The following is a 13384-nucleotide window of genomic DNA, read 5'->3' on the forward strand; positions in this document are numbered from 1 at the left end:
GCCATTTGAGTAGTTGCTGTAGATTCCAGCTTAACGAGCTGTGATGACAGTGAGGAAAGTTCATCGTTCAGACATTGCTTAACGTATTTATGCACTACGTGCGGCCAAATATTGGAAGCAACAGAAACCAAACCTACTGCTCCCTTAGCAGCCATGTTCAGGATCATATTATCATCTCCGCAAAAAACCTCAAAATTTGGTGCAACCTTCTTATATTCAATTATCAACAGTGCTACTTGAATCTTTAATAGCCCAAATTTTTTCATGGTTGGATAAGTTACACACAGTTTCAACATGGATATTTACTCCTGCTCTCGATGGAATGTTATAAAGCATAGCTGGCACATGTGCTTTTTCAAGTAACTTTTCAAATCATAAAGTCTGCCCCATGATACCAGGCTTTGTATAAATTGGCGTTGTCATGAGATAGCCATAAATAGGCATGTCCTTGCAAAAATCAAGCCACTTGAGAGCTTGATGTAAATTCACTCCTGGTTCGCCAATTATAATTTTCTTTTTTAACTTTAGCTTACATAAAAATTCAACTAATATGAGTTTTTCAGAATCAGTGAGTGATAAGCCCTCACCTGTGCTACCTAGCAACACTACGCCATTTCCGGCTTCAGCTTGCATTGTAAGTAAACGCTGCAAACTGCGGTAATCTATGCTGTCTCCGCTACAATTGAAAGGCGTGACACAAACAGTCCATGAAGATATAGGTAATGATTTCAATTGAAGTCATTAAAATGGTATTTCATTATCGATTAGCTCTTTAGTGTAAAATCCAAAAGCAGGTTCATGTTTTCTATTGGAGAAGGAGGTACAATATATTACTATATTTCCAAAATAACACTTTAAATATAAGATATTTTGTTAAGGACAGAAATGATAAAGCGGTGTCTGTGATTTGAGTTCATGTCTTGCATCAAATAAAAATGCACCTTTATATCTGGTGCTCAATCATGCAGACCAGAATTACTTGCTACAGTCCATTCCAAGAGTAAATAGGGTCAGCGCCTATCTATCACAAAGGCAAAGATGGAGCATTTTGCTCGCAATAACGATATATGCTCAGTTTTTTTGGTTAGAAACCATACAAAATTAACCAAAACTGTTATTATCTTCCCGTTTCATCAAAAGCTAAGCATTTAGTGGAATATTGGTTAAATGTATTTATAGAGATAGGCTCTAACTTTAAGGTAATATTAATGTTTCCTATCGAAATAAATAATATAGCAAAAAAGGTTTTCTTTAAGGACCCTGATAATTGGAAAATTATAGTTGTTGCAACCAAAACTGGAGGCTATAGACAACTGATTTTTAAAGAGAATAAAATGGTATCTACGCGTTTAGTGCCGTTCACTAATGATAACCTACCAGGAATTATTGCCGGTGGAATATATCAAGAAGTGCGGTAACCATTCGATTGTTAACTAAGTTTGGCCATAAGAAGAGTGACCCTATTGATCTTTGTATAGTAGTGCCAGAAGATATTAAGACTAGTTTATCTCGGTCATAAGTTTTTCGGAGAAAAGCGTGAGCATATTAACTCCATATGAGCTGAGCAAATTGCTAGGGTTGGAATTAGCTGTAAGTGAGACCATAATTCTATTTTATAGTTTTAGGAATGAACCAGAGGCTGTTTTCAATACAAAAGAAACTAAAGAATTTTATTCACTATATTACCTTTACTTAAATTCTCCTCGAGTTTTTCTATATTTTGCTTCAACTTTTATTGTAGTTTTATTGTGTGTGTTTGCTTCAACATCATCTTTTTGTTAAATTTGAACTCAAATCTTAATGTTGTTGGTACTTTGTTAGCAAAAAAGGAAACCTTGGATAATCAATTAATAAAGCTCATCCAAAGCTACAATGTGAAGAAAATAGATGAAGCTTACGATTTTATTAATATTAATAACATTTTATCTAAGATAGAATATTCTCCCTTTGTACAAGTGAGGTATGAAGAAAGATTGAAAGTACCGGGTGTAGAACTTCAATCATTTGAGTGGAACTATAATGAGGCAAAAAATTATATTATTACAGCTTTAAGGTTTAACTTTCAACCTGGTAAAGATGTCTCTTATCAATACAAGGAACTGCAAAAAAAATTAAACAATAATTTTCGCACCTATGACATTAATATTTCTAGTTTTCCAACACTAAAAAGCAATATATATATATCGATGTTAAAATAGGAGAGGCTATGTAAGTAATGAACATTTTTCAGTTAAAAAGAAGAGCTGTAATTCAGCTTGTATTTTACTTGTTGTTGTCTACCGGATTAGTAGGGTCGTTAACTTATATTTCTATTTATATAAACATTATTTATATAATTATATATATATATAATTCTAATTATATATACAATTTCTATAAACAAAAGAGTTTATAGTAAAAATCAAAATTCCATTTATTAAATACGTTCTATAAATTTACAAATCACTGAGATTCAAAAAAGGAAGTTATTTTAAATAAAAACCTAAATTTGTGGAAAAGAATTTCTTCTTCATATTTACACAATAGTAGATACATTGCAAATTTGAATTTTGAGCTTAGTAAGCTGTATAAGAAATACTATATATTTGAAACTGAAATATCAATTTCTAAACCTCAGAAAGTCGAACTACGTAGTAAAGGTGAACGCACCAAGGTGATAAAAAGCGAAGTTTCCCTGAGTTTTAGTTCAATCAGCGATAAGCATATATTTTTATTTTTACAAACTATTTCAGTCCAACCTGGTATAATAAAGGTTATGTTATGATTAAATATCTTGTACTGAATAAAGAGAGAAATATTGACACTGTAACTATGAATCAGGTTTTAAATGGTAATATGATAGAAATAATGAGAGCTAATATAGTCTTTGACTGGTGTACTATACTGAGTAGATGAGATAATGAAGATAAAGCTCTTTTTTATTTTTACTCTACTATTTTTCAAAGTTGATGCATATTGTAACTGTAAAGGCATTATAGAGAATATAGAAGTTTGCAAAGAATATACATGTCGGCAATATATTGGCAATGAAGACTTTATCGAGAATAGAATACTAGGACTAAACAGCAAAGGTTTGTGTGTATATATAGAAAAACAAGACGATGATGAAATGGTTTGTCATCACTCTAAGCGTGGAATGATGATGGAAAAAAGTAGTTCGAAAGCATTTTCAAAGTCGGCAATCAAGAAATTGACGATTTGATTGATATAACGAACCTACGTGCAAAAGAATGTTTCTTTATCAACGGTCAAAAGACAAGCCATACGGATCGGGATGACATAATAAGGGAAGCAATAGAGAGCGACCTTGACGTTTTATCACAATACAATGATATAAAAAGCGTTTTTTTTTAATGAGGAATCAGTTAGTAAGATGGTCAGTGAAATGGAAAAGTTTCACTTACGTTCTTCAAGAGCGGCCAAAGATAGGGTTTTAGACAATTTTAATTGTAAAGTAGTAAGTTTAGATTCGATTTTATACTTTGCTTCTGATACATGGAAAATATGGGTGAATGGGAGGCTGTTTTCGAACGCTAAGGATTTAAAAGTTCATTCAGTGACTGAAAACTATGTAACTTTTGTATGGATTGTAGACCAAAAAGTAATAAAAAAGCGAGCGAATAATTCTCAGAATGTATTATATAGGAAGACAAGAAAGGGGCTGTTAGCAAGAGAAAAAAAGAAGGAAAATCAGGAATTATGAACAAGAAGGCAGTCGTTGAAAATGTCTAAAGTAATTTAGATTTACAGATCTTCCTACTATGTGTTAACGACGCAGCTATAGTACATTTTCATCTGTACTTCTCATACACAACTGCGCAGCTTGATTATTGTTGAGGCTCACATGCACATTTTAATTATTCATGGAAATAAAAAAGTCAGCATTACTTTTTGTTAAAAGTAATTTGTCGCGCAAAAACTCCATTGCTTCAACAGATCCCATAGGATTCAATATCCTACGCAGCACCCATATTTTATTTAATATAGCCTTATCAATTAACAGTTCTTCCTTTCTAGCATCCATATTTTATTTAATATAGCATTATCAATTAACAGCTCTTCCTTTCTAGTTTTTCTTTATCAACGGTCAAAAGACAAGCCATAAGGATCAAGATGACATAATAAGGGAAGCAATAGAGAGCGACTTTGACGTTTTATCACAATACAATGATATAAAAAGCGTTTTTTAATGAGGAATCAGTTAGTAAGAGGGGGGTAGCTGGGAATATTCGCTTATCAGCAAGTTTCCTGTCGAGTATAATTTCAGCATTACCCGTACCTTTGAACTCTTCAAAAATCACGTCATCCATCTTTGAACCAGTTTCTACAAGAGCAGTAGCAATTATTGTCAAAGAATCGCCATTTTTGATGTTGCGAGCAGCTCCAAAAAAGCGTTTTGGTCTTTGCAGCGCGTTTGAATCTACACTACCTGTTATAACTTTTCCAGAAGAAGGAATAACCGCATTGTAAGCACGTGCAAGACGGGTTATAGAGTCGAACAGAATTATAACATCCTTTTTATGCTCAATCATTCATTTAGCTTTTTCTATTACTATTTCAGCAAGTTGTACGGGACGGTAAGCAGGCTCATCAAATGTGGAACTTACTACTTCACCCTTTACGGAGCGCATCATATCTGTCACTTCCTCGGGCCTTTCATCTATGAGTAGCACTATTAGTTCTATTTCAGGATGATTCGTGGCTATATAATGAGCCATCTGCTGGAGTAATATAGTTTTTCCTGTGCGAGGTGGAGCGACTATTAATGCTCTTTGTCCTTTTCCAAGAGGTGCAACTATATCCACAGCACGCATGCTCATATCTTTTTTATTATCTCCACTGGTGTTGTATTCAAGAATTACACTCCCCTCAGGATAAAGAGGAAGTAAATTGTCAAAGTGAACATACTTTCTGATTTCACTTACTTCAGTACTTTGGACTTTAGTTAAAGTAAAATATCTTTCCTTATCACCAGGTGGCCTGATTTCTCCACATACCATGTCCCCTCTACGCAAATTGAACTATTTTATCTGTCCATTGGAAATATACACGTCGTCAGTACTCGGAGCATAATTAGCACTTGTTGAGCGTAAGAAACCGAAACCATCAGGTAATATTTCAACTATTCCGCTTCCTATAGTAATGCCTCCTTCTTCGCTCATTTTCTTTATTAAGCTGAATATCATCTCCTGTTTCAGCATTCTGCCATTACCTTTACCATTAGTTGAAATTTTCCTTTCTTCAGCTGGATCCAAAAATTCTTCTGCTGTTTTTTTTCTCAGTTCACTTAGATCTAGTGCTTTTCTGTTTTCTTTTACACCTTCATTTGTTGTTTTTTTTTTGTCATATCATTATAGGAAATTTGCTCACTTTTTTCTACTGATTCTAGTTCAGTTGTAACCTTTTCTTTTGCTAAAACATCTTCATTGATTGCTGTCATAGTCCTCCAAAAACTTTAATTGATACCTAAATCGTGGCTACAAGACAATAAATTAGACTGGTCCAGTAAATATCAAACTCAATTGCTATTAATCTTTAACTAATATTATACCAATACACATTAGCAAGTCAAGTCAAGTTAATTTAATATTAATATGAGAACCAGTTCGAAAAACTTTAATAATTTTCCTTGTTGTTTTTTAACCTTTCTAGTTTCTCTTCTTTTATTTTTGCTTTTTCTATTTCCGCTTCTAAATTCTCTTGACTACATAAGCCAAGCAGTACGGGATCTTGGGGTTTTATATTTTGCATATTATAATGAGATCCACCTCTTGTTGTACTGATTAACTTAGCTATAACATTGTTGTCCAAAATAGGAAACGTTTTTATTAAATAATAAATCTCATCAGACTTATCCCTACGCCTTGCCACAGAAGCAATGTTACCAATCGATTTACTTCTTTTATTTAAGTTTTATGCAATTAAACTTGGAATACGATTTGGATTTTTTTACAGTTATCAATTTCTTTTTCAGTTATTATTCCAAATATAATAGGATTACATCTTTCGACATCTATTTCTTCATCGGCTATATCTTGCACTTCTTCAAGAGATAACTTACAACTTTGCGCTATTTGATTAAAAGTTAAAGCAGTATTATCCACTAGCCAAGCGGCTACATGCGTGTGAAACTTTTTATTTTTATCATTATTACCTTTTAAAAAGTTCTTTCGACATCAGACCCCAATTTTAAATTGTTGTTATGTAGAGCTAGAATATAAGCTATTAAAATTAAAAAAGCATTAATTTTGTCACTAAATGATATCTTCGTCTTTAGTTTTAGTAAGTAACTAGGCATATTTTAAGTGACTTAAAAGAATATTGCCTCTCTTTAGATTAAGCGCATACTCCCATTTACACTGAAGAGTAAATTTTGAACTCAATATATTATACTATTATACGTAATAGCTAGCAGATTTACAAGGACTAAGTTTTCGCTATAATTAATCACTAATTAACTTTTACGTTTATGAATGTTAAAATTTTTTTCACCAAAGTAACCGTGGTCGTTTTGCTTGCTTATTAAGCTTTATGGGAGTTGGTAACCTTCTATCAGATAATAGTGAGAAAGAGGAAGTAGCTAGAGTTGGAAAAGAAGTTATAACATTAGATGAGTATAAATCGTTATATCAAAATTTATGGAAAGCCGATTTCTGGATCTGATGTTAGTAAAGAACAGGTGAAAAGGTTGAAGTATAATTTACTTAATGCACTTATAGAACAAAAACTATTGTTTAACCTAATTAGCGATCTGGGATTGGTGATTGGAGAAGAATCTATAAAAGACCATATTAGTAACACCAAGTACTTCCAAGACGATAATGGAGAATTTGACAAAGAGAAATTTTACGAAACACTCCTTCTTATTCTTCTTCCTTATCCCTTGGCTAAGCCAGTTCATAAAGGTTTGAGTCCTTGAGTGCTTGTATGACTTGAGTTGGTGCTCTGTATAAATCTTCTTTGCATAAACCCATACAAAGAAGTAGATGTTCAGGAGTAGCGCTTTCCCTATTGCAGTTGTTACAAAGAGGAAATTGTTTTCTCCCATTCTTGAATATCAATGGCCTGGTGTGTCCCACTTTGAGACGCGATAGAGCTGTGTTGTCTTTTCTATTAAGGTTAAGCTTAATAGATTCACCAGGAACTTGTCCACAGTACCAGTGATGTTTTAATCCAGTTTTCCAGGTTGTATAGAGTAGATGCTTTTTGTGGGATAATAATTCTTCAAAGGACACCTGGACACCTGAAGAGGGATCTGATGTCAAGCCTTCAGCGCCTGCCTTAGCAAGTGCATCAGCTTTTTCATTTCCTGGTATCCCCACATGAGCAGGAACCCAGTGAAGACAGATATTGCTCTCAGGATGTAGTCTGTTAAGGTTTTTGGCTATTTTGATTAGGATATCTTCTCGTCTTGTAAAGCAATTATCAATTGCACTGAGAGCCGCTCTGGAGTCCGAAAAGATATGGCAAGTTATCGGTGTGTCTTTATTGATTTTTATAATGGCTGTGTTAATGGCATTCAGCTCAGCTTTGTAGATAGAAATGCCTTTTGGATTACTTATGCTTATTTCAACTGTTTGGTTCCCATCTCTAATATAGACACCACTGCCTGACCTGTTGTCTCCAAGTAAACTTCCATCTGTATATATGAAAATGCTGTTTTGGTCTATTTCAGATATGAGTTGCAATGATTCATTTTTTAGATAAGCAGGAATATCAGATTGTTTCGAAAGTTTGTCATTGAGAGATAAGTCAATAATAGGAGTGTTTCTTGGTATGTGTGGAGCTAGACTGCTTGTGGGCCGTTTTTCCAGTTTGTGGGAGTATATTTCGTTGTTGACAGTGAGATGCATTGGGGAGATACGCTTAAGTCTATTTTGATACTTCCATTTTCTTATTAACTTTCCAGTTCTGTGATTTCTTGGAGCTGATTGGCTTTTAAGAATGAATTTGGTAAAAACAAGTTCTCTTCTTTTATCAAGGGGTAGAAGATCTGCTTCGAAAGAAGCTAGGTCATTGGGAGTTGTGTTTCTTAGCCCACAAATAATTTTGGCAGCACTTGCTTGGATGCGATCTACTTTATCAATATTGGTTTTTGATGCTGAAATCCAAACAGGGAGAGAATATTCCAAAATGGGTCTAATGAGAGATAAATATGTGATGCGAAGTGTTTTTGCATTTGCACCCCAATCTTTTCCGGAAATGTATTTGATGATATTTAAACGCTTTTTTGCTCTGGTCACAATATTGTCTATATGATTTTTGTATGAGAGTGATGGATCAAGTGTGACACCAAGGTATTTGGGATTTACATTGAAAGAAATAGGTCTATTGTTTAGTAGCAATGTGGGCCTCCATGATCTGAGGTGATTATTGATGGTAAAAACAGAAACTTCAGACTTGGTGGGATTGATGGTGAGTTTTCTATTGTGTGCAAATATTGAGAATTTATTTAGAGCCATTTGAAGTCTTTCGACTGCTTTTTCTTTGTTTTCATGAGTAGCCCAAATGATGATGTCATCAGCATATAGTGCAATTTGGGTGTCCTTATATAGGATCCTCTCTATGTCATTGAGATATATTGAAAATAAAATGGGACTGAGAATGGAACACCCTGAGGAATGCCATGAAGGAGTTTCACATATTTGGAGATTTTTAGGTTTTTAAAGTTAGGTAATATTTCCTGTGCAAGAACGGAAGTGCTAATTGTTCCTATATGTCCACCTGCTCCCATCCCTTCTTTGATTAATGCATCTACCCCCATTTTTACAAATCTCTTTGCGCAAGGCTTAACGACGGTGCAAAGCACATCACTTTAGTACCTACATTCTTGATTTTTTCTATACCAGACTTTGTTGGTAGTCCACCGGCAAATACTACATGGCTTACTTTCATTTAAATACATACATCTATCAACTCACTTAAGTTTGGGTGCATAGTAATAATATTTACACCAAATGGTTTGCTGGTTAATTTCTATGTCTCCATGGTTTCTTTTTTCAGTAAGTCTGGAGACATGGCACCGCATGCAATCACACCAAAACCACCAGCGTTTGAGATTGCCGAAACTAAATTTATCTCTGAAACCTAGCTCATGGCACCACCCATTATTGTAAATTCACTACCAAGAAAATCCGTTCCTTTTTTCTATAGGCTACTTAACATACAATATATATGATGCGTTTTGTTTGTCTATAAATGTGCGTTTTAAAGCAGCAAGTATATGTAAGGTTATAAAGAATATTATAATGTATGAAAGCATCGAATGTAGTCCATTGGCTGTATTAGATAGTTCTTTGTTTTTACTGATTAACAAAGGAATATAAAAAAGATATTTGATCTTGATGCCAGAAGCAGAAGACATGACGTAAACAGATAGCGGAATCAGTATTATTAAAGAATATAAACAAAAGTCTACTGCTTTGCTCGCATTGACTTCAAAGTGAGAGAAATTTGCTGGAAGTGATGGAACACAAGTAAAGACACGAAAAAATATACGTACTAAAATTAATCCAAGAATAGTGACACCACAAGCTTTATGAAAAGTGTATATGCTGAATTTAATTTCATTGCTAACCGGTAAGCTTTTCATGTAACCCAGAACAAAGCATACCAATGATCAAAACAGCCATTAACCAATGGATAACCTTTAAACCTAAATTATATATTTCCATTTTGAAAGTAGAACTTATGTAGAACTTATACAGTTAAAAAACTATTTTTCAACCAATGCCATGGCTAGTGTATTTTAGGAAAGTTATTTTAAATCTAACACATTTTCTTGTAAAATAGGCGCTTTCATGCCGCAAAAAATGAGAGCCAGTAACTATCAAGAACTGGGACTCTATAATGGTGTCATGCCTTCTCTTCCTGCTATCCCAGCACCCTCTTCTTGTCACTCGAGTAGTCTATAGGGTGTCATCCCAGTACTGGGATCCATGTTATGAGCAAACAAACTAGCATAAAAGCAGCTATATTTCAGATGAGATTGAGAAAAGTTTGGCTGGAATCACAGCCCTTTCTTGTCATCTAATTCGGTGTCATTCAAGTAGCCCCTCCTCCTATCATCCCAGTACTGGGATCCAGGAAAAAAAGAAAATAGGTCCCGCTAGCGGGATGACGGTAGCTACAAACATTAAGTAATTTAACAAATCGAAAAAAAAGGGCAAAAGAATCCCCGTGGGCTAGTTATTTACATCTAACTTTCAAATATGGCGTTCTATTATTCTAAACGTCTAATAACTGCGACTCAGTTGCTTTTGATGTCTCAATTATAAACGGTAAGAAATTTACTAAACAGAAAAGAATACAAAAGAAACCTAGGGCAGCTAGTTATTCACTATCATTTTATCAGTTGGCGTTTTTTAATATTTTTAAGCGCCTTAATAGGCGCAATTCACAGCACTAGTTAGTAATGTAGACAAAAATGTAAAACACGTGAGGTGTACATAGTGCAAAAAATTAAACATGAGACGCCAGATACATAAGTTTTTTTGTCATTTAAAATTAACAGAGAAGATAAATAATTAGCTTCATTTTTATTGTAGGGGGATTGGCGCGGGTTGTCAAGGAATTTCTATTTGGGTAACAAAAGAAGAAATTTATACCTCTTGCACTCAAACTCACACAAATCATGGATTATGCACGTCTCACACGAAGGTTTTGTGCTTTGCAAACATATCTACCATGCAAAACCAGCCAATGATGAGCATAAAGCAGGTATTTTTTTGGAACTACATTTATAAAGGATTGCTCCGTTTTAAATACATATTTTTTCTTTCACAAGCCCCACTCTATTGCTAACTCTAAAGACACGAGTATCAACTGCCAATGTTGGAACGCCAAGCCCTGAATTTAAGAACACATGAGCGCTCTTTCTCCCCACTCCGGGAAAAGACACCAAGTCCTCAAAATCGGTAGGTACCTTGCTATTGTACCGTTCAACTAATATTTTGCTGAGCTCGATGATGTTTTTTGCCTTGGAATTATACAATCCAATGCTGCTTATGCGTTTTCTCAGCTCGTTTTGACCCAATTCTAGCATCTTTTCTGGTGTATCCGGGATGCTATATAGCTCTTTTGTAATTTTATTAACGCTTACATCGGTCGTCCGCGCTGACAAAACTATCGCAACTATCAATGTGAAATTATTGGTGTAATTTAGCTCTATTTTGGGTATAGGATTCGACTGCTTGAACTTTTCAAATATTAGTTATATTTTTCTGAATCCATTTTATTTGCAGCATCTTTTTAATATTTAAGAAAAAAATGCCTCTTTCCCATCACATAAATACAACTTATCCATTCTCACCACGTCAAAGCTATTTTCTTCAAGTTTGACTTGCAGGCTATTTACATCACTATTTGTAATAGTTTTCTTTTCATTATTTGCAATAAACTTACAGGTTATTTGGTCGCTTGAAGATTTTGAACTTCCTGGCCAAACCGCAAGTCCTTTTGAGTATATTGCCATGATTTGCGGATCGCCTGATTCAAATAATTTTATTATTTCAAAATCAGCCGACTTACTCCAGGCAAGCGTTATATCGCTACCAAATAATTTTCTAATTTTGTAGTCCTGTTCGTAGCTATCTTGTATTTTACTCATTTAACTATTTGCACCGCTGCTGATTAGTTCAGGCAATATTCCAGGCTTTTTACCCAAATTATCTATAACAGCTTCTGCAAATTCTTTGGTACCAACTTTTTGTTTACTTTTTTCGTTTTTATATAAATCGGCAGTGTGTGCTCCATCCTCCAAAGCCCTCAGCCACGCATCGTAAATAAGTTTTGCAGTACCCACGTGATCCATGTAAATTAGCATAGGCACTGCAGCATTTAAAAGACCGGAAGGATTAGCCATGTTTTTTTCCTGCAATATCAGGATCAGAACCATGAAGTGCTTCAAACATTACGTATTCACTTCCTATATTGTTACTTCCGGCTAACCCTACAGAACCTGAGGTTTGTGCCTCTATATCTGACAATATATCACCATACAAGTTCTAGGTTACTATAACATCGAAATTCTCGGGTTCTGTAGCAACACGTGCCATTCCAATATCAACTATATAATTTTCCGCCTTTATATTTGGATATTCTTTTTAAAACGATCAAACGCTGCGTGGAAAGTGCCATCGGTCATTTTCATTATGTTATCTTTAGTTAGACAAGTTACTTTCTTTCTGTTGTGTTTTTTTTTGCGTATTCAAAAGCATACCAGCATATCTTCTCTGAACCGGACCTAGTAATAATTCTAGTGCACTGGCAAGAGTCACCAATGAGTCTATGCTCTATCCCTGTGTAAACATCTTCCTCATTTTCGCGTATCACAACGACATCAAACTTATCAAATTTATTTTCTATAACAGGATGATATGAAATACACGGTCTGATGTTTGCATATAACCCTAGATTTTTTCTAAGTGCAACATTTAAGCTTTTGCATCCTTTACCTTGCGGAGTTGTTGTCGGAGACTTAAGTAATACTTTTGTCCTTTCGATAGTTTCCCAACCACTTGGAGAAATTCCGTGAGACCACTCCTTATCATAAACACGCTCTCCTATTTCAAAAACGTCTACCGAGATCTTTCCTTCTGCCTCGCGCAATATCGACAGCACCGTTTCCATAATTTCTGGACCGATACCGTCACCATATGCAACTGTGATTGGTGTTGATATAACTCTCCTATCTACAAATAATTTACTGTTAGTTCAAATAGCAGAGTGACACAAGTAGTCAATATTACAAAAATTATCATATTTACGGTTATTTAATGACATACCTTTATAGTATATAATGGTATATATATATATATATATATATATATATAGGTGGGGTTATTAATAATGAAATTAATGTTAAAGTAAATTATGTAGGGTTTACAAGGCGTACTGTAGCAGTAATACTTGACACCATTATACTATACTTTCCTTTATTCATTTTAATCTTGTCTCTTGCATTACAAGAAAATATTGAAATCTATATATGCTGATCTTGTTGATGAAACTAAACAATCAACATATTTTAATGAAGGAATCTTATAACAAATGATAACAAACTTGGTGGAACTCCAGGAAAGTTGTTGCGTGGCATGTATATCAAAGATGCAGATACATTTAAAAATACCACCCTAACACAAGCAGCAGTGAGAAGTGTTTCTCAGACAGTTTCTCGATTGTTTCTTCTTTGCTGATGGAGTATGTTTCTCAGTAGCTCGTAATTTTACTAATTTTAATTTTAATCGTTGCAATATTCGACCAACGCAAACAAATATTTTACGACAAAATTGCAAAAACCGTAGTGATATACTATAAGCCCGCAAACTAACTTCTCTTTACAATTTACGGTTATTTAATAACGTGCTTTTATACTAATCGGTAA

General features: G+C 34.3%; 5 protein-coding genes and 10 pseudogenes. 6 read left to right on the plus strand and 9 right to left on the minus strand.

Annotated elements, in window-relative coordinates; genetic code table 11:
• Nucleotides 1–717, minus strand: a pseudogene (gene dapA / locus HET73_RS03010) (4-hydroxy-tetrahydrodipicolinate synthase); the annotation flags it as partial.
• 434 nt (nucleotides 718–1151) lie between these two features.
• On the opposite strand from dapA, the gene HET73_RS07920 reads away from it, so the two are divergent.
• The 5 genes and pseudogenes from HET73_RS07920 to HET73_RS09365 form a co-directional block, all read left to right on the plus strand.
• Nucleotides 1152–1418, plus strand: coding sequence for a hypothetical protein (locus HET73_RS07920; RefSeq protein ID WP_246209888.1), 267 nt, complete (start codon nucleotides 1152–1154; stop codon nucleotides 1416–1418).
• A 118-nt stretch (nucleotides 1419–1536) separates the two neighbouring features.
• Nucleotides 1537–1782: a hypothetical protein gene (locus tag HET73_RS07925; protein ID WP_246209889.1), complete on the plus strand. Its 246-nt coding sequence runs from the start codon at nucleotides 1537–1539 to the stop codon at nucleotides 1780–1782.
• A 53-nt stretch (nucleotides 1783–1835) separates the two neighbouring features.
• Nucleotides 1836–2198: a hypothetical protein gene (locus HET73_RS07930; protein ID WP_246209890.1), complete on the plus strand. Its 363-nt coding sequence runs from the start codon at nucleotides 1836–1838 to the stop codon at nucleotides 2196–2198.
• 562 nt (nucleotides 2199–2760) lie between these two features.
• A complete protein-coding gene (locus tag HET73_RS08965) occupies nucleotides 2761–2895 on the plus strand; it encodes a hypothetical protein (RefSeq protein WP_255453442.1) in 135 nt (44 codons plus the stop codon).
• A gap of 4 nt (nucleotides 2896–2899) precedes the next feature.
• A pseudogene (locus tag HET73_RS09365) lies at nucleotides 2900–3637 on the plus strand (hypothetical protein); the annotation flags it as partial.
• A gap of 216 nt (nucleotides 3638–3853) precedes the next feature.
• Here the strand turns inward: HET73_RS09365 and HET73_RS03030 are convergent.
• The 3 pseudogenes from HET73_RS03030 to HET73_RS09370 form a co-directional block, all read right to left on the minus strand.
• A pseudogene (locus HET73_RS03030) lies at nucleotides 3854–4021 on the minus strand (transcription termination factor Rho); the annotation flags it as partial.
• Between the two features lie 196 nt (nucleotides 4022–4217).
• Nucleotides 4218–5440 (minus strand): annotated as a pseudogene (rho, locus tag HET73_RS03035) (transcription termination factor Rho); the annotation flags it as partial.
• Between the two features lie 176 nt (nucleotides 5441–5616).
• Nucleotides 5617–6158 (minus strand): annotated as a pseudogene (locus HET73_RS09370) (cell cycle transcriptional regulator TrcR); the annotation flags it as partial.
• 311 nt (nucleotides 6159–6469) lie between these two features.
• Here HET73_RS09370 and HET73_RS09375 point away from each other — a divergent pair.
• Nucleotides 6470–6859: pseudogene (locus HET73_RS09375) on the plus strand (SurA N-terminal domain-containing protein); the annotation flags it as partial.
• A gap of 28 nt (nucleotides 6860–6887) precedes the next feature.
• Here the strand turns inward: HET73_RS09375 and HET73_RS09380 are convergent.
• From HET73_RS09380 to icd, 5 genes and pseudogenes are all read right to left on the minus strand, one after another.
• Nucleotides 6888–8645: a ribonuclease H family protein gene (locus tag HET73_RS09380; protein ID WP_343033071.1), complete on the minus strand. Its 1758-nt coding sequence runs from the start codon at nucleotides 8643–8645 to the stop codon at nucleotides 6888–6890.
• Nucleotides 8639–9108 (minus strand): annotated as a pseudogene (locus tag HET73_RS03055) (NAD(P)H-dependent flavin oxidoreductase); the annotation flags it as partial. The pseudogene HET73_RS03055 and the gene HET73_RS09380, both read right to left, overlap by 7 nt.
• 46 nt (nucleotides 9109–9154) lie before the next feature.
• Nucleotides 9155–9632 (minus strand): annotated as a pseudogene (locus HET73_RS03060) (cytochrome b).
• 944 nt (nucleotides 9633–10576) lie between these two features.
• Nucleotides 10577–11232: pseudogene (gene nth / locus HET73_RS03065) on the minus strand (endonuclease III).
• Nucleotides 11233–11257: 25 nt separating this feature from the next.
• A pseudogene (gene icd / locus HET73_RS03070) lies at nucleotides 11258–12681 on the minus strand (isocitrate dehydrogenase).
• Nucleotides 12682–13384: the final 703 nt, after the last annotated feature.

The sequence above is a fragment of the Wolbachia endosymbiont of Atemnus politus genome (genome assembly GCF_013309895.1).